The sequence below is a fragment of the Glutamicibacter bergerei genome, assembly GCF_054495185.1.
Genome location: NZ_CM137131.1, coordinates 1,841,634 through 1,859,055, shown reverse-complemented (window position 1 = coordinate 1,859,055; position 17,422 = coordinate 1,841,634). Strand labels below are relative to the sequence as shown.

14 protein-coding genes are annotated in these 17,422 nt (G+C 60.3%); 11 read left to right on the top strand and 3 right to left on the bottom strand.

The window, feature by feature from the left end; genetic code table 11:
* The first annotated feature begins 37 nt into the window (after nucleotides 1-37).
* The 6 genes from mihF (at nucleotide 38) to ACX5K5_RS08530 (ending at nucleotide 5,788) form a co-directional block, all read left to right on the top strand.
* Complete coding sequence (gene mihF, locus ACX5K5_RS08555; RefSeq protein WP_096257752.1) at nucleotides 38-373, top strand: integration host factor, actinobacterial type; 336 nt, start codon at nucleotides 38-40, stop codon at nucleotides 371-373.
* Nucleotides 374-376: 3 nt separating this feature from the next.
* Complete coding sequence (gene gmk / locus ACX5K5_RS08550) at nucleotides 377-940, top strand: guanylate kinase (RefSeq protein ID WP_096257751.1); 564 nt, start codon at nucleotides 377-379, stop codon at nucleotides 938-940.
* Between the two features lie 10 nt (nucleotides 941-950).
* A complete protein-coding gene (gene rpoZ, locus ACX5K5_RS08545; protein WP_407646312.1) occupies nucleotides 951-1,211 on the top strand; it encodes a DNA-directed RNA polymerase subunit omega in 261 nt (86 codons plus the stop codon).
* A gap of 100 nt (nucleotides 1,212-1,311) precedes the next feature.
* Nucleotides 1,312-2,535: a bifunctional phosphopantothenoylcysteine decarboxylase/phosphopantothenate--cysteine ligase CoaBC gene (gene coaBC, locus ACX5K5_RS08540; protein ID WP_459175435.1), complete on the top strand. Its 1,224-nt coding sequence runs from the start codon at nucleotides 1,312-1,314 to the stop codon at nucleotides 2,533-2,535.
* 77 nt (nucleotides 2,536-2,612) lie between these two features.
* On the top strand, nucleotides 2,613-3,818 hold the full coding sequence (gene metK / locus ACX5K5_RS08535) for a methionine adenosyltransferase (RefSeq protein WP_096257748.1): 1,206 nt from the start codon (nucleotides 2,613-2,615) through the stop codon (nucleotides 3,816-3,818).
* An 8-nt stretch (nucleotides 3,819-3,826) separates the two neighbouring features.
* Nucleotides 3,827-5,788, top strand: coding sequence for a primosomal protein N' family DNA-binding protein (locus ACX5K5_RS08530; RefSeq protein WP_459174294.1), 1,962 nt, complete (start codon nucleotides 3,827-3,829; stop codon nucleotides 5,786-5,788).
* Nucleotides 5,789-5,795: 7 nt separating this feature from the next.
* Here ACX5K5_RS08530 and ACX5K5_RS08525 read toward each other — a convergent pair whose 3' ends face one another.
* Nucleotides 5,796-6,662, bottom strand: a complete 867-nt coding sequence (locus tag ACX5K5_RS08525; protein WP_459174293.1) for an alpha/beta fold hydrolase — start codon at nucleotides 6,660-6,662, stop codon at nucleotides 5,796-5,798.
* 10 nt (nucleotides 6,663-6,672) lie between these two features.
* Nucleotides 6,673-7,626 (bottom strand): sugar-binding transcriptional regulator, encoded by a 954-nt coding sequence (locus ACX5K5_RS08520; RefSeq protein WP_229677130.1) that lies wholly within the window; start codon nucleotides 7,624-7,626, stop codon nucleotides 6,673-6,675.
* A 105-nt stretch (nucleotides 7,627-7,731) separates the two neighbouring features.
* Between ACX5K5_RS08520 and ACX5K5_RS08515 the strand changes: the two genes are divergently transcribed.
* From ACX5K5_RS08515 to glpK, 3 genes are read left to right on the top strand one after another with little or no spacing between them, the layout of a single operon-like run.
* The gene (locus ACX5K5_RS08515) at nucleotides 7,732-9,468 is read left to right on the top strand and encodes a glycerol-3-phosphate dehydrogenase/oxidase (RefSeq protein WP_188686040.1); all 1,737 of its coding nucleotides are present in this window, start codon (nucleotides 7,732-7,734) and stop codon (nucleotides 9,466-9,468) included.
* A gap of 54 nt (nucleotides 9,469-9,522) precedes the next feature.
* Entirely contained in the window at nucleotides 9,523-10,254 is a 732-nt protein-coding gene (locus ACX5K5_RS08510) for an MIP/aquaporin family protein (RefSeq protein WP_459174292.1), read from the top strand.
* A gap of 17 nt (nucleotides 10,255-10,271) precedes the next feature.
* Nucleotides 10,272-11,792: a glycerol kinase GlpK gene (glpK, locus tag ACX5K5_RS08505; protein WP_188686039.1), complete on the top strand. Its 1,521-nt coding sequence runs from the start codon at nucleotides 10,272-10,274 to the stop codon at nucleotides 11,790-11,792.
* 116 nt (nucleotides 11,793-11,908) lie between these two features.
* Here glpK and ACX5K5_RS08500 read toward each other — a convergent pair whose 3' ends face one another.
* Entirely contained in the window at nucleotides 11,909-13,669 is a 1,761-nt protein-coding gene (locus tag ACX5K5_RS08500; protein WP_459174291.1) for a hypothetical protein, read from the bottom strand.
* A gap of 317 nt (nucleotides 13,670-13,986) precedes the next feature.
* Here ACX5K5_RS08500 and leuS point away from each other — a divergent pair, with 317 nt between their 5' ends.
* Nucleotides 13,987-16,476 (top strand): leucine--tRNA ligase, encoded by a 2,490-nt coding sequence (gene leuS / locus ACX5K5_RS08495; RefSeq protein ID WP_459174290.1) that lies wholly within the window; start codon nucleotides 13,987-13,989, stop codon nucleotides 16,474-16,476.
* A gap of 9 nt (nucleotides 16,477-16,485) precedes the next feature.
* Nucleotides 16,486-17,418, top strand: a complete 933-nt coding sequence (locus ACX5K5_RS08490; RefSeq protein WP_188686032.1) for a DegV family protein — start codon at nucleotides 16,486-16,488, stop codon at nucleotides 17,416-17,418.
* Nucleotides 17,419-17,422 lie beyond the last annotated feature (4 nt).

The window sequence follows — 17,422 nt, the reverse complement described above, 5'->3', positions numbered from 1 at the left end:
TAGCCTTAGTCCACTACACATGAAGGATGGCTGAACGATGGTACTGCGAGAACTCTCAGACGAAGACCGTATTCGGGCTCGTGCCAAGGCATTGGCAGCTCGCACACGCCGTGCAGAACTTAAAGCCCAGTTCAGTACCGGCAAGATCTCCATCACGGAGGTACTAGACTTGGTATACGAAGACGAGGCTGTGGGACGCATGCGTGTCATGGACCTTCTGGAATCGGTGCCGGGTGTTGGCGAAGTTCGTGCAGCAAACCTGCTGGAACGTCTTGGCATTTCCCCTTCGCGTCGCTTGCGCGGTTTAGGCCGCAAGCAGCGCACGGCGATCACCGAACACTTCAAGCAATCGCCACCAAAAACGAAAGTGTAGTCAATGACCGCTGCGTCGGTAACTGTACTAGCCGGCCCCACGGCCGTAGGTAAGGGCACCGTCTCCACCTACATCCGAGATAACTATCCTGATGTCTGGCTTTCGGTCTCGGCCACAACCCGAGACCCACGGCCAGGCGAAGAGGATGGAGTTCATTACTTCTTCGTCGGGCCTGAAAAGTTCCATCAACTGGTCGATGGCGGTGACATGTTGGAATGGGCTGTGGTGCACGGGCAGAATAGCTACGGGACCATTCGTTCCACGGTTGACGACGCGGTGGCCAATGGCAAGAAGGTCCTGCTGGAGATCGATCTGCAGGGTGCACGACAGGTTAAAGAGACGTTGCCTGAGGCAAAGTTTGTCTTTTTGGCCCCGCCAACGTGGGATGAATTGGTGCGCCGACTGATCGGTCGTGGCACCGAAACGGCCCAGGAGCAGCAGCGTCGCCTAGAAACCGCTAAACTAGAACTTGCGGCGGAATCAGAATTCGATGTCACCATCGTTAACGATGATGTTTCACGCGCCGCCGAAGAGCTTGTGGCCCTTATGGGCCTGAAGAATGACTAAAGGGAGTCCTGTGTCCAATCTAGAGGGAATCATTAACCCATCGATCGACTCGTTGCTTGAGACCAACGACTCGAAGTACGCGCTGGTGCTCAACGCATCAAAGCGCGCACGTCAGATCAACGCCTACTACGCGCAGCTAAATGAAGGCCTGTTCGAGTATGTTGGTCCATTGGTTGAGACCAAGTTGAACGAAAAGCCACTGACCATCGCATTGCGCGAACTGGACAGCCAGCTGCTCAAGGTCACTCGGGCTGAAGTTACCGAAGACTAATATGAGAGATGGCGCCCCGATCGGGCGCCATCTTTTTTCTTTAACCACCAGCTTTTTCTTTAACCACCAGGTAATAAATCACCGAAGGATATTTCGCGTGTTGCGTATCGTTTTGGGCGTCTCGGCTGGGATCGCCGCCTACAAGTCCGTGTTGTTGCTGCGCCTGCTCAAAGAGGCCGGGCATCACGTCGACGTCATCCCGACTGCGAAGGTCGAAAACTTCGTTGGCAACGCCACCTGGGAAGCCCTGTCGGGCAATCGCGTGACCTCCAACGTTTTTGACGCGGTCGAATCGGTGAACCACGTGCGCTTAGGTCAGCAAGCAGACCTGGTGCTGATCGTGCCAGCGACGGCGGACCTGATGGCCAAGGCGGCGGCGGGGATCGCCGATGATTTGTTGACCGGCACGCTGCTAGCGACCCGGGCCCCGGTAGTGATGGCCCCGGCAATGCACACCGAAATGTGGCAACACGAGGCCACCCGCGCCAACGTGGCCACCTTGCGCGCACGTGGGGTGACCATCATCGAACCGGCTAGCGGGCGGTTGACCGGAAAAGACTCCGGACCGGGACGACTTCCAGAACCCGAAGATATTTTTGCGCAGATTACCCCGTTGCTCAGCACCCCGATCCTGGCCGGCCAGCGAGTGTTGATCACCGCTGGTGGTACTCGCGAGCCTTTGGACCCGGTGCGCTTCTTGGGTAACCGTTCCTCCGGCCGCCAAGGCGTGGCACTGGCGCAGGCCGCCCGTGATGCTGGCGCCGAGGTGACGTTGCTGGCCACTCACCTCGAAGTTGCCCCACCGGCTGGGGTGCGTCTGGTGCATACATCGAGCGCGTTAGAGCTGCGCGCGGCGGTGTTCGCCGAGGCTCCAGGTCACGATGTGCTGATCATGAACGCCGCGGTGGCCGACTTCCGCCCGGCAAACATCGAAAATTCGAAGATTAAAAAGCGCGACGAACACTCCGCTCCGGTGATCACCTTGGTGCGCAATCCAGACATTCTGGCCGAGATTGTGCAGGCACGTGCGCAGGATGCGACGCTGCCCTCACTGATCGTCGGGTTCGCCGCCGAAACCGGTGACGAGCAGGGCAGCGTGCTGGACTACGGGCGCTCGAAGTTGGCGCGTAAGGGCTGCGAAATGCTCGTGGTCAACGAGGTGGGCGCGCAGCTGACCTTTGGACAAGACACCAACAGCATTCAGGTGCTGTTTGCCTCGCAGGCTCCGAGTGTGCAGGCTACGGGAAGCAAACTCGAGGTGGCCCGGGTGGTCATAGAGCAGATCGCCAGCGCAATAATCGGACATCCGCACGTCACAAAGTGAGCCGCACCATATGGTGTTTGGTCACGTAACGTCGCAACTAAAGCCAATCGGTCGGTCAGACCAGATAGAGTAAAAAGGTGACTTCAACTACCCCCGAACTTCGTCTTTTCACCTCGGAATCCGTTACCGAGGGACACCCAGACAAAATTTGCGACCAGATCTCGGATGCGATCCTCGATGCCATGCTGGCGCAGGACCCGAACTCTAAGGTCGCCGTCGAAACGCTGACCACCACCGGACTGGTGCATGTGGCCGGCGAGGTGACCACCAACGGCTACGTAGAGATCCCCGAGATCGTGCGCAGTACCATCCTGGACATCGGCTACGACTCCTCGGCCAACGGCTTTGACGGGGCGCGCTGTGGTGTGTCGGTCTCGATCGGACAGCAGTCCCAGGAAATCCACGACGGCGTGTTCAACTCGCTGGAAGCGCGTGAAGGTACCGCCAAGGACCCCCGCGATATGCAGGGCGCCGGCGACCAGGGCCTGATGTTTGGCTACGCCTCGGATGAAACCGATTCGCTGATGCCTACCCCGATCTTCTTGGCTCACCGTCTGTCCGAGCGACTGACCCAGGTGCGCAAGAATGGACGCATGCCGCTGCTGCGTCCGGACGGCAAGACTCAGGTCACTATCGGTTATGACGGGGACACTCCGGTCTCCATCGACACCGTGGTCGTTTCCAGCCAGCACGCCTCGGAATACGAGTTGGCGACCTTGAAGGCAGACCTGCTCGAAGAGGTTGTCACCCCGATTCTTGAGCGTTCCAATCTGGACACCTCAGCCACCAACGTGATCCTGAACCCTTCGGGTCCTTTTGTGATCGGCGGACCGGTAGGCGATGCCGGGCTCACCGGACGCAAAATCATCGTGGACACCTACGGCGGCTTCGCCCGCCACGGTGGCGGCGCGTTCTCCGGCAAGGACCCTTCCAAGGTTGACCGTTCGGCCGCCTACGCGATGCGTTGGGTAGCGAAGAATGTGGTCGCCGCGGGGCTTGCTCGCCGCGCCGAGGTTCAGGTTGCCTATGCCATCGGCGTGGCTCGCCCGGTGGGTCTGTATGTGGAGACCTTCGGCACCGAAACCGTAGACCCGGCCAAAATCACCCGCGCCATCAACGAAATCTTTGACCTGCGCCCACTGGGCATCATCGAAGACCTGGATTTGCTACGTCCGATCTACCGTAAAACCGCCGCGCACGGCCACTTCGGACGTGACGACACCGACTTCACCTGGGAGCGTACCGACCGCGTGGATGCGCTGCGCAGCTGGTTTAACGCCTAGGACCTAGCGTGCAGCAAGACGCCCTCATATCAGCACCCGTGCCGGCCCGTATCAAGCGGGTTGCTCGGGTGCTGATTGATTCTTCCGTGCCACATCTGGACCGGCTCTTCGACTATCAGGTGCCCGAGTCAATGCTGTCCACCGCGGTGGCCGGCACACGCGTGAAGGTGCCTTTTGGGGCGCAACAACTGCCTGGCTTTATCACCGAGGTGCTTGAAGACTACGCCTCGCCGATCAAGCTCAAGACACTGTCTAAACTGGTCAGCGACAAGGTGGTGCTGCACCGCGAGGTTTATGAAGTCGCCGAACTAGTAGCACAGCGTTATGCCGGCACCGTGTGGGATGTGGTGCGCCTAGCCGTCCCGGCACGCGCGGCCAAGGTCGAAAAGGAAGAACTGCAAGAGGTAGCCCCCACGCTGCCTGAGCATCCAAATCAGCTCGAACATTACGAGCTGGGTCCCGAGGCGCTCCAAGCCTGGGCCAACGGGGATACGCTGCGCGCGGTAGCCACCTGGGTGCCGAACTTTTATGGCTCGTGGCCCGGATTTTTGCTTGATGCCTGCCGTCCGGTGTTGGCCCGCGGGCAGCGCGTGCTCCTGCTGGTGCCCGACGCCAGTGATCTGGCTCGACTGGCCGAACACTTGGACGAGCACTTCGGTAAAGACAGTTATGCGCGGCTGCAGGCCGACGATGGGCCGACCCCACGGTACCGAAATTTCCTGCGCGCCATCGGCGGGCAGGTGCAGATCGTCATCGGCACCCGATCCGCCGCGCAGTGTCATATACCGCAGCTGGGGCTGATCGTGCTCTGGCAAGATGCAGATCAATCCCACCGCGAACAGCGCGCGCCGTACCAGCATGCGCGTGAGGTGGCGTTGTTGCGCAGCACCCATAGCGATTGCTCGCTGCTCATTGCCTCACCTTCGCGCTCGGTCGAAGCCCAGCGCCTAGTGGCTACCGGATGGGCCACGGAGCTCAAGGTGCCCCGGGCGGTGCTGCGCGCGCAGACCCCGCGCGTGGTGGCCACCACCAATGACTTTGAAATGGAACGCGACCCGGTGCTTGCCCGTGCTCGGATCCCGTCGCTCGCCTGGCGTGAAGCAAGCAAGGCACTGGAAACCGGGCCGGTGCTGGTGCAAGTGGCGCGCACCGGTTTTATGCCCGCGCTGGCCTGTCAGGACTGCCGAACGTTGGCCCGCTGCCCGGCCTGTCAGGGTCCGTTACAACTTGGCGGGTCAACCCACCATATTTCCTGCAAATGGTGTGGTGAACAGTATCGCGAATACCGTTGTGCCGAATGTAATTCGCCACGGATCCGCGCGGCAAGCATTGGCGCGGATCGTACCGCGGACGAGTTGGGTCAGGCGTTTGCCAAGGTGCCGGTCATTTCTTCTACGGGGGCCAAACCAGTGCGCCGGCTGGAGCGCAAACCCGCGCTGGTGGTGGCAACCCCCGGGGTGGAGCCGGTGGTGGACGGAGGATACAGTGCCGTGCTACTACTGGACGCGGACAAAATGATGGCCCATGACTCGCTTCGTAATACCGAGGAGGTGCTCAGCCGTTGGTTTAGCGCCGCCTCGTTGGCCTCGCACGATGGGGTAGTGGTGCTGACCGGCACGCCGAGCCCGGCCGGCGCGGCACTGGTGCGTTATGACCCGGCAAGTTTTGCCGAGCGTGAATTGGGGGAGCGTCGTGAACTGGGACTGCCTCCGGCGGTACGAAGCGCCGTGGTCTCCGGTCCCGGGGCCGAACGGTTAATCGCTGCCATGGCACCGCAACTGCGTGAAAAGCTGGCGGTGCACGGTCCGACGATTATTGATGGCCCGCCGATCGAACACCGCTACGTGCTGTTCTTTTCCTACGCCGACGGCCACCTAGTTACCACCTCGCTGCGAGCTTTGCGGGCGCGGATGTCCGCGGCTAAAGATCCGGTAGTGAACATCGCGGTGGATCCCGACGAGGTGCTTTAGCCCAAGATCAGTCCGGCAATTGCTGCAGAAATTTGTCGATCGCCGCCGCGGTGTCGCCGGCCTTTTCGTAGTGAATCAGGTGTCCGACGTTCTCCAGCATGACTAGCCGCGCGTCGCCAAAGCTTGCACGGAGCTTCTCTTGGGTTTCCGGGGTGCCTAACTCGTCGAGCATGCCGCCGACCAGGAGTACCGGAATGTGAATATCTGCGCTGTATTCGCCCACGGTGTGCGCGATAGATGCCTGATATGCCTGCGCAAGGGTTACTCGTGAATGAAAGCCACCAAAGTAGGCGCGGTGCTGTTCGCGCACGTACTGGCGCATGGCGCGGTCTTTACTCTTGGTCATCACCACGCTCATTGCGTCGGAGAATAACTCCGAGCGCAGAACCGCAGAACCGAGGCGTTCGGGAAGTTTTGCGCAGACCTCGTAGTAAAATCCGGTGAGTTTGGCCATCAGTGCCTGCGAGGAATCCAACGCCAGCTCGGAGATCGGGTTCAGCAGCACAAGCCTGGAAAAGTCGCGTTCGGTAGCCAGTTTGGCGGCCACCAGCGAGCCAAAAGAATGTCCGAGCAAGATGGCGTTGGAAGGCAGGGCGAACTCGTCGGCCAACGTGGACAAGGCCGTCGCGTATCCGTCGACGTCATGGGGTAGGTCCATCGAGCTGGAGGAGCCGAAACCAGGTAGATCGGGCACGAGGATGGTGTATTGCGGCAGCTGGTCCACGATGCGTTGCAGCCCATGATGATCGCCACGAAAACCGTGGATCGCAAAAATCGTTCCGGCGCTTGGCTGCCCGCTGGCCGGGTAACTGTAGACCTTGGTGGTGGATCCGTGCAGGGTATGGGTGGTGACCAGTTGGGTGCGTGGCGTCATGTATTTAACCCTACCCGTCGAGCAACGCCAGCGCGGTGCCCTCGTCGATGACCAGCTCGGTGATCAGCTTGCCATTCAGTGCCCCGCGGACGGCTTGTAATTTGCCGCGTCCCGAGACCACGCAGAAGCGTCTTGGGACCTTGCGTAGTTCTGCCAAGGTGGGGCCGGTGGCTCGAGCGTTGATTTCGATGTGCGCGTCGTCGCCGTTTTTGTCGAAAAAGACCGTCGCCACGTCGCCTACTACACCCATCTCACTGAGCTGTCTTGTCTCGGCCTTACTGAGGTAACCGCCGCGGTACACCTGCGAGGCGAGGTTTGAGTTGGCCGCTCCCAAGGAGAAGACCGCCAAATTCATTTCGCGTTGGATATTAAGCACACGATGTATGGAGGTTTCCTGCCACATCGCCTCGCGGGTGCTGGCCTTGTCGAAAAATGCCGGGACCGGGAACTGTTCGGTGCGGGCGGTAAAGGCTTGGCCGAAGCGGGTCAGGATTTCGCTGGCGTAGCGCACCCCGCTGGAGACCGGGTTGGCCGCCCCGTTTAGTTGCACGACCACCGAGTCGTGGGTGGGGTGGCCGGTCAGTGCCGCGGAGACCGCCTGCATGGTTTGGCCCCAGGCGACACCGATGGTCATTGAGGAGGACACGATCGTGCCCAGCAGATAGGCGGCATGTGCCGAGACGCGTTGGAGCAGTTCGGTGTCATCCATCGACCCGTCGGTGGGTACTAGATGCACGTTGATCCCGTATTTTTCGGCTAACTGGTTACTGACTAATGCCGACAGGTTAGCCGAGGGGTTGATCTTCACCGAAACCATTCCGGTGCGTTTGGCGTGGGCGAGCAGGCGAGAGACCGTGGATCGTGAAACGCCGAGTTCACGGGCAATCACTTCCATCTTGATGTCCTGCAGGTAATACAACTGTGCGGCGCGTAAGGCGTCCTTGGCTTTGGGGTTCGTATGCACGGATGTGTCAGGATTTGGCAGTTTATAGGGGCCGTTCCCGGGGGATATCTGCATCAATCAGACCATTTCTGCACGTTTGTGCATTTCGTTTGACCGTTTTGTTCCATGGTGACAAGACTAACTGTTGACAGACACCAACAGTCAAAAAAGGGGCATGCAATCGTGAATCGGGACCAGCTAGAGCAACTACGTGCACGGCCAAAGGCGCGGGTGCTCGTTGTCGGCGGTGGCATCAACGGTGTGGCGACTTTCCGCTACCTCGCGATGCAGGGAATCGATGTGGCACTGGTGGAGCGCGGCGACTACTGCCAAGGAGCCTCCGGGGCAAGCTCACATATGATCCACGGTGGGATCCGTTACCTCGAAAACGGTGAATTCCGCCTCGTCCACGAATCGGTCCAGGAACGCAACTCGTTGCTGGAGATCGCTCCGCACTACGTGAAGCCATTGCAGACCACGATCCCGATTTTTTCCACGTTCTCCGGCATGCTCAGCGCGCCGATGCGTTTCTTAACTCACAAGTCCGGCAAGCCGACCGAGCGCGGTGCGGCGCTCATTAAAGCCGGATTGATCATGTACGACGTGTTCGCCGGCATCGGCGGACGCAACACCCCATGGCACAACTTTAAAGGCACCAAGGCGGCCCGCAAGGATCTGCCCGAACTGCGCGAGGACGTCAAATACACCGCCACCTACTTTGACGCGTCGGTGCACAATCCCGAACGCCTGACCCTCGACGTACTGCGCGACGGTCTGGGTGCCAGCGATCAGGCGCGCGCTAGCAACTACGTGGAGCTAACCACCGTCACCGACGGCACCGCGACGCTACGCGACGTCCTGACCGGCGAGCAGTTCGACTTTGAAGCCGAGGTCATCATCAACGCCACCGGCGCCTGGGTGGATCTGACCAACGCCGAGCTTGGTAAAAACACCAAATGGACCGGTGGCACCAAGGGCTCACACATCGTGCTTGATCACCCAGAGCTGCTGGCGGCGACCGGAGGACGTGAAATCTTCTTCGAAAACGAAGACGGTCGCATCGTACTGATCTACCCAATGCTTGGCCGGGTACTGGTGGGAACCACCGACCTGGAACACGACATGCGTGAACCAGCGGTGTGCACCGACGAGGAAGTCGCGTACTTCTTCGATTTGATCGGCCAGGTGTTCCCGCGGATTTCCGTGAGTGAAGAGCAGATCGTCTACAAGTTCTCCGGTGTGCGTCCACTACCGAACCACGACGACACCGCCCCGGGCTTCGTCTCCCGTGATTACCAGGTGAAGGAAACCCGGCTGACCGATTCCACCATGATGCTTTCACTGATCGGTGGCAAATGGACCACCTTCCGCGCGCTGGCTGAAAACCTCGGAGGCAAGGCATTGGCCTTCCTTGGCGAGAGTGAAAAGCACAGCACGCAAGGTGTGGCTATTGGCGGCGGCAAAAACTTCCCCACCAATGAGGGCCAGCTGGCCGCCTGGTACGCGGCCCGTGAGGATCGTGCTCCGCATGCGCGGCTACGCGTCCTGCTCGAGCGTTATGGCACCGGAGCGGATCGGGTGCTTGCTGAAGTTGGCGAGCACGAAGAGCTGCTGACGCACAGCAGCGAACTGTCCGTTCAGGAACTTTCCTACCTGGTCGCGCACGAACAGGTCGGCCGCTTGATCGACGTGTTTATTCGCCGCACCAACCTCGCCTTCCGCGGGTTGGTCACCAAAGATTTGGTCACCGAGGTCGCCTCGCACCTCGCGGAACCAATGGGCTGGGATCAGACCCAGACCGCAGCCGAGATCGACCATTCGCTCTCGGTCCTTGCAGAAAGCCATGGGGTCATCCTCGCGTAACCTGCACCGGCCGGCGGTAGGTTGCCGCCGGCTTTCGAAACCACTAAGAGGTCAATGTTGTCCACTCACGTGTTTCTTGCCGAATTAGCCGGCACTTTCATTCTCATCCTCATGGGCTCGGGCGTATGCGCCAACGTAGCACTCAAGGGAACCCTTGGTAGCGCCGCCGGTTGGCTGGCGATCAGCTTCGGCTGGGGCCTTGGTGTTTACTGCGGTGTCTGGATCGCCGGTATTTCCGGTGCGCACCTGAACCCTGCGGTCACCCTTGGGTTGCTGATCAACCCGGACGCCGCCGAATATGCCCCCGGTGTTGCCAAAACATTCGCCAACACCATACTTTATTTCCTCGCTCAGCTTGTGGGTGCGTTCCTCGGTGCCGTTGGTACCTGGTTGGCTTACAAAAAGCACCTCGACGACAAGCAGAACGCCGGTAACCAGTTGGGCGTATTCGCCACCGGTCCTGCGATCCGCTCCTACGGCTGGAATGTGGTCTCCGAAATCTTCGGTACCTTCGTGCTCGTCTTTGTGATTGCCGGTTTCGGTAAGACACCACATGAGCTTGGCCCGCTAGCGGTCGCGTTGCTCGTGGTGGCCATCGGTCTATCCCTTGGTGGAGCGACCGGTTATGCAATCAACCCAACACGTGACCTCGGTCCACGACTGGCACACGCTATCCTTCCTATCAAGGGCAAGGGATCATCGGACTGGGCCTACGCCTGGGTTCCGATCGTTGGTCCTGTCATTGGTGGTCTACTTGGCGGCGTCGGCGCCGGCTTGCTGTTCTAGAAAGAGAGATGTGAATCATGAGTGAAAAATATGTTATCGCCATCGACCAGGGGACGACTAGTTCCCGAGCCATCGTCTTCGATCACGCCGGCGAGGTAGTCTCGGTCGGTCAGCTCGAGCACGAGCAGATCTTCCCGGCCGCCGGCTGGGTTGAGCATGATGCAGCTGAAATCTGGAACAACATCCGCGAAGTTATCGGCCAGGCGCTATCCAAGGCGAACCTGACCCGACACGACATCGAAGTAGTTGGCATCACTAACCAGCGTGAAACCGCCGTGGTGTGGGATAAGAACACCGGCGAACCGGTGTACAACGCGATTGTTTGGCAGGATACCCGTACCCAAGAGATCGTTGACGAACTGGCTGCCAATGGCGGAGTAGATCGTTACAAGGACCGGGTAGGACTGCCGCTGGCAACCTACTTCTCCGGAACTAAGATCAAGTGGATTCTGGACAACGTTGAAGGTGCACGCGAACGCGCCGAAGCTGGAGATTTGATCTTCGGCACCACCGATAGCTGGGTGCTATGGAACCTGACCGGTGGCATCGACGGTGGCGTGCACGTCACCGACGTAACCAACGCCTCGCGCACCTTGTTCATGGACCTGAAGACTCTGGCCTGGGATGAAGAAATCCTTGCCGACTTTGGTGTGCCGGTATCGATGATGCCGCAGATCCGTTCCTCCTCCGAGGTGTATGGCACCGTGGCTGGCAACCAGTTGCTACGCGAAGTGCCTGTGGCCGGCATTTTAGGTGACCAGCAGGCAGCCACCTTCGGACAGGCCGCGTTCACCGCGGGTACCGCGAAAAACACCTATGGCACCGGCTGCTTCTTGATCTTCAACACCGGCACCGAGATCGTGCATTCGTCCAACGGGCTGCTGACCACGATGGCCTACAAGCTGGGCGACGCCGCTCCGGTCTACGCGCTGGAAGGCTCTATCGCGGTAGCCGGTTCGCTGGTGCAGTGGCTACGAGACAATATCGGCATGATCGCTACCGCTCCAGAGATTGAAGAGCTGGCGGCCAAGGTCGATAACAACGGTGGCGTGTACATCGTGCCTGCTTTCTCCGGTCTCTTCGCACCTTATTGGCGGGCCGAAGCACGTGGCGCGATAGTGGGTTTGACCCGCTTTGCGAACAAAAACCACATCGCCCGTGCCGCCTTGGAAGCTACCGCATTCCAGACCCGCGAGGTGCTGGACGCAGTCAACGCCGACGCCGAGGTACCGCTGACCGAGTTGAAGGTCGACGGTGGCATGGTGGCCAACGAGGCATTGATGCAGTTCCAGGCCGACATTCTTGGGGTGCCTGTGGTTCGTCCAAAGGTCACCGAAACCACCGCACTGGGTGCCGCCTATGCGGCCGGGCTCGCGGTGGGCTTCTGGAAGGACCTTGGCGAACTGGAATCGAACTGGTCTGAGGACAAGCGGTGGGAGCCGGCGATGGAGGACGCAGAGCGCGAACGCAGCCTGCGCCTGTGGAAGAAGGCCGTGACTCGCACCTTTGACTGGGTGGACGAAGACACCAAAGCATAGTCAGCCTCACCACGCACAAACGCAGACGTCGAACCCATGAGCAAAGGGTTCGGGGTCTGCGTTTTTTTCGGTGCCGGCCGGTGGGGGATTGGGGGTAGGCGGGCACGGTCTGCTGGTTAACTTTCCTCGGGTGAACCAGGCGGATCAGTTGAACCAGATGGATCGGGTGGAGCTACAGGTGCGGCCTCATGATCGGGCGCATCGCCTAATTGCAGGGCTCCCCAATAGGTGTTGCGCCGAGGTTTTTGCTCAGGATCAAGATGCGCTGGCAGGATCACGTGGGGTAGGCCATCGACGTCGACGATTCTAATCTGATCCACGTGGCGACTGTGGTGCCCATCGGGACACAATCCTGCCCCGGACTGCACGCTGGTAGTACCACCGTCGGCCCACGAGCGTTGATAGTGATCAATTTCTACGTGATCTGGCGGTGTAGTGCAGTCGGGCACGATGCAGCCGCGATCTCGGGCTAACACCGCCGCCCTGACGTACCCCTCGTGATAGCGCCTGGATCGACCTAGATCTAGTGGTTGGCTGTTGCCGCCTAGGACAACCGGAATGATGTTGGCTTCGGCTAACGTTCGTCGAAGTTCTCCAGGCGGTAAGTGCACCCCATTTGAGGTGACGGCGTGGGCTTCGGCGAGATTCTGTAGGTCACTTAGCCACATGTAAACAAAGATGCGTGGAATGACTGGTTTGATTTTGCCTCCGCTGGCAGGCGAGGTGAGGATGGCCATGAAGGCGTTAAGTGCGCGCAGCTCGGAAGTCACCGTCTCTTCGTGATTGCCCGTTGGTTCGGGCTTCGTGGTGCAGTTCGGGGTGCCATCGGCTTCAGATTGCTTGTCCGCCGGCTTAGCCCATGCGGGCATCGGGGTCTCGGGCTGTAACCATGTTGGGGTGCTGGGCGTTGCCGCGGGATGCGCAACTGGCTGCTGCGCTTTGGTTGCTGGCGACGGATCAGGAACGAAAGCGGCAGGCTCTGCGGTTGCGTGACGTGCGGCCTTGCCCGCTTGGGTGCGCCAGTCTGCGGATTGCACGCGGATCGAACGGATTACCTGAGCGTGGGCGGCCAAGGTGCGCAGGGTGAATTCATGAACGCCGTCGATGACCGGGCCGATGAATAGGCCCAGCGCCGGTGGTTGTTTTTCGCAGTGCAGTTCCTTGTAGATCCCGATCCGGGTACTGATCTCCTTACTCGCGGCATTGGGACCAAGCTGCGCTAAGGCGCGGGCGGCGTGGGTCTCTAAGAGTTGCCCGTCGGTGTCCCTGGCGGTGAGCTGCGCCGGTGTGCCGTCGAAGGTGGTGTCTTTGGGTTCGAGTTTTTCAAGTCTGCGGGCGGTCACCGTGATGCTGCGTCGGTTTGCGCCGCCGTCGGCATAGAGCCTGGCCAGCTGGGGCATGCGTGGTTCACAAGACTCGCCCTGGGCGGTGCGCCGGCCGATGAGCAGGTGGGCGTCGTCGATGCGCCGTTGTGCCTCGAAATAGTTCAGTCCTAACCAGGAGGCCAGCAAGTCCCCGGCAGATTTGTAACAGGTTCGGCCCACAGCGAGTTGCGGTTCACCCTCCAGAATGCAGGTGCCGGCGCGCAACTGATCGAAGCTTTCAAGGCTCAGCGCGTGTGCGCCGCTGAGCTCCGCATCAAGGGCGGTGGCCAGTTGTTCGTGGTGGATCTGCTGGGCGAATTTTTCCACGAGGTCGCAGTAGGCAAGCACGAGGCGTGGATCGCGATGCTGATGCACTAGCTGGCCAATGGCGGTGAACAGGGCCAGGGTCAGGGAGCCTAAACGCAGCATCATGTCACCGGTGAGCTGCGTCCCGAGCTGAAGCGGGGCGGCGCACAGGGTGTGCAAGGTGGCGATGAGCGCTGGCGTGTTCATGAAGCTATTCTTGACCCGGTAGCGAGGTGTGGGGCCATGGTGGGTGCCGGCTGTGGATAATCGCGCGCGAATTCATCGGACACCGGCGCGAGGGTTGTGAGCGATGACATTGGCTCGGTGGTGGAGCGAGCATTTCACGGATGCGCCGTTGCGAGTTGAACTGCGATAGAATCGGCGTATGCATTTTCAGCGCAACCTAGGCTAAGCACGGCCAATGGCCGTACCCCCGAGTGGTGATTTGGGGGCTTTTGTTGTGTCTGGACCCGAACCAAGTTTTCCGTCAGGAAATTTTTCCGCAAGTGTGTGAGAAGAGCTCAGTGACATCATCGACGAACGAACCCAGAACCTACGATTTTAAGGACCTCGAGTCCAAGTGGCTACCGGTATGGGATGAACTTGAAGTGTTCAAGCCCGCCGATGACGGCAGCCGCGAGCGTCGCTATGTGCTGGATATGTTCCCGTACCCCTCCGGTGACCTGCACATGGGTCACGCCGAGGCTTTTGCTATGGGCGATGTGGTGTCGCGTTACTGGCGGTTGCGTGGCTATGACGTGATGCATCCGATCGGCTGGGATTCCTTCGGCCTGCCGGCGGAAAACGCCGCTATTAAGCGCAATGCGCACCCGGCGGAGTGGACCTACAAAAACATTGACACCCAGGCGGAGAGCTTCAAGCGTTACGCGATCTCCGCCGACTGGGATCGCCGGTTGCACACCTCGGATCCGGAATACTACCGCTGGACCCAGTGGCTGTTTAATAAGTTTTACGAAAAGGGCTTGGCCTACCGCAAGGACCACCCGGTGAACTGGTGCCCGACGGACCAGACCGTGTTGGCTAATGAGCAGGTAGTTAACGGTGCCTGTGAGCGTTGTGGCACCGCGGTGACCAAGAAGAGCCTGAACCAGTGGTACTTCAAGATCACCGATTATGCGGATCGTCTGCTGGAAGATATGGACGGGCTCAAGGGTCACTGGCCTGAGCGTGTGTTGCTGATGCAGAAGAACTGGATCGGCCGTTCCGAGGGCGCCCAGGTGACCTTCGGCATCGCCGCGCAGGATCAGTTGGAAGAGGTGAAGATCCCGGTCTTCACCACCCGTCCGGACACCTTGTACGGTGCGACCTTCATGGTTGTTGCCGCCGACGCCGCGCTGGCTGGCGAGCTGGTCACCGATGAGCACCGCGCCGCCCTGGAAGAATACCAGGAGCAGGTTAAAGCGCTCTCCGAGATCGAACGTCAGTCTTCGGAACGTGAGAAGACCGGCGTGTTCTTGGGTCGTTACGCGATCAATCCACTCTCTGGCGAGAAGCTGCCGGTCTGGGCCGCGGACTATGTGCTGGCCGATTACGGTACCGGTGCAATTATGGCCGTGCCCGCGCACGACCAGCGTGACTTGGACTTTGCTCGCACCTTTGACCTGCCGGTGCGCGTGGTCGTCGAAACCGGTGAAGAGGATCCGGCAGTTTCCGGAACCGCGACCACCGGCGAGGGCCAACTGATCAACTCCGGTGAGCTCTCCGGTTTGACCAAGACCGAGGCCGTCGCGAAGGCGATCGAGATTGTTGAGGCCGCCGGCACCGGTGAGCACACGATCAACTACCGGCTCCGCGACTGGCTGCTCTCCCGCCAGCGCTTCTGGGGTACCCCGATCCCGATCATTCACTGCGCCGACTGCGGTGAGGTCCCGGTTCCCGATGACCAGCTACCGGTACGCCTGCCAGATAACCTGCGCGGCGAGCAGCTCGCTCCGAAGGGCACCAGTCCGCTGGCTGCCGTCGAAGAGTGGGTCAACGTGGACTGCCCGAAGTGTGGTGGCGCCGCCAAGCGTGACACCGACACCATGGATACCTTTGTCGATTCCTCCTGGTACTTCCTGCGTTTTGTTTCCCCGCACTACACCGAGGGTCCTTTTGACCCGCAGGCCGTGCGCGATTGGATGCCGGTAGGCCAGTACGTCGGCGGCGTGGAGCACGCGATTTTGCACCTGCTCTACTCGCGCTTCTTCACCAAGGTCATTTTTGATCTGGGCTTGATCGACGTGGACGAACCATTTAGCGCGCTGCTGAACCAGGGCCAGGTGCTCAACGGTGGCAAGGCGATGAGCAAGTCGCTGGGCAACGGTGTTGACTTGGGCGAGCAGCTGGACAAGTTTGGTGTGGACGCGGTGCGTCTGACGATGATCTTCGCCTCCCCACCGGAGGACGACGTGGACTGGGCCGATGTGTCCCCATCGGGCTCGCAGAAGTTCTTGGCGCGCGCCTGGCGTATCGCCCAGGACGTGCAAAGCGCACAGGGCGTGGATTACACCACCGGCGAGAAGTCCTTGCGTCAGGTCACTCACCGCACCGTGCACGAGGCCGCTCAGCTGCTGGACTCGGGCAAGTTTAACGTGGTGATCGCCAAGACCATGGAATTGGTCAACGCGGCGCGTAAAACCATCAATTCCGGTGCCGGCGCAAGTGACCCTGCGGTACGCGAGGCGGCGACGGTCACCGCGCAGCTGCTGAGCATGTTTGCGCCATACACCGCCGAAGATATGTGGTCCCAGCTGGGCTACGAGCCAAGCGTCGTAAATAGCGCCTGGCCGCAGGTTGACGAGTCGTTGCTGGTTGACGACACCGTCACCGCCGTGGTGCAGATCAAGGGCAAGGTCCGCGCGCGCCTAGAAGTTCCGCTGGACATTTCCGAGGACGATCTGCGTGCGCAGGCTCTGGCTCACGAAACGGTGATCCGCATGCTCGATGGCAAGGAGCCGCTGAAAGTGATCGTCCGTGCGCCGAAGCTCGTGAATGTGGTTCCGGCACCGTAGGCTCAACCCATGAGCGAACGCACAAAGAGTCCACGCGCGGGCTGGCTGCCTAAATGGCTGGCCCCGCGTGGGCTTTCGCGTACCCGGATCGGCGTGGTCACCGACTCCGCCGCCTGCCTGCCTAGTAGTTTGCTGCAAAGCGCCGACTTCGCCTGCGTGAATATCCCCATTATCGTCGACAACCATGTGCACGGTGATGATCTGAACGCGCTGATGATGGGCCTGGCAATGGGCAAATCGGTGAAGACCTCACGCCCAGCACCGGGGGAATTCACCCGGGTTTACCGGCAGTTGCAGGATGCTGGTTGTGAGTCAATTATCTCTATTCACATGTCCGGTCAACTTTCGGGCACGGTGGACGCCGCCCGGCTGGCAGCAAATGATGTTCAGCTGCCGGTAACGGTGGTCGATACGCGTACCGTAGCGATGCCCCAAGGCTTTGCCGTCGCCGATGTGCTGGCCGCCCGGCAGGCCGGTGCGCCGCTCGAAATGTTGGCCCAGATCGCGCGTTCGGCCACACAAAATTCTGTCTATTTTGCGGTGCCCAGCCTAGAGCAGTTACGCCGTGGTGGGCGGATCAGCACGATGTCCTCGGTGCTTGGTAATCTGCTCAACGTTAAACCAATCCTGCACATCGATGATGGGCTGATTCAACCCATTGAAAAGCCGCGTTCTTTTGCTCGAGCCCAGGCTCGTCTCGTAGCGCTGGGTACCGACGCGGCCAGCAAGGCTGCCGGGCCGGTGCGCATCGGAGTGATGCATTTTGGGGCCGCGGAACTGGCCACCGAGGTGGCTAACGAGCTGGCTTCGCTGAGCGAGGAGCCGGTGCAGATCGAATCCTTACCCGCAGTGCTTGCCGCGCATACCGGGATTGGGGTCCTTGCGGTGGCCGTCGGGCCACTGAATCCACAGCCCGACACCGCGCAGCGCACCAACGACTAACTTT

Excerpts from the sequence above, each read along its gene's own strand:
- ACX5K5_RS08515 (WP_188686040.1), top strand. The coding sequence starts at position 7,732 with ATGGTGACAAGACTAACTGTTGACAGACACCAACAGTCAAAAAAGGGG.
- ACX5K5_RS08500 (WP_459174291.1), bottom strand. The coding sequence starts at position 13,669 with ATGAACACGCCAGCGCTCATCGCCACCTTGCACACCCTGTGCGCCGCC.
- ACX5K5_RS08525 (WP_459174293.1), bottom strand. The coding sequence starts at position 6,662 with ATGACGCCACGCACCCAACTGGTCACCACCCATACCCTGCACGGATCC.
- ACX5K5_RS08490 (WP_188686032.1), top strand. The coding sequence starts at position 16,486 with ATGAGCGAACGCACAAAGAGTCCACGCGCGGGCTGGCTGCCTAAATGG.
- gmk (WP_096257751.1), top strand. The coding sequence starts at position 377 with ATGACCGCTGCGTCGGTAACTGTACTAGCCGGCCCCACGGCCGTAGGT.
- glpK (WP_188686039.1), top strand. The coding sequence starts at position 10,272 with ATGAGTGAAAAATATGTTATCGCCATCGACCAGGGGACGACTAGTTCC.
- ACX5K5_RS08510 (WP_459174292.1), top strand. The coding sequence starts at position 9,523 with ATGTTGTCCACTCACGTGTTTCTTGCCGAATTAGCCGGCACTTTCATT.
- mihF (WP_096257752.1), top strand. The coding sequence starts at position 38 with ATGGTACTGCGAGAACTCTCAGACGAAGACCGTATTCGGGCTCGTGCC.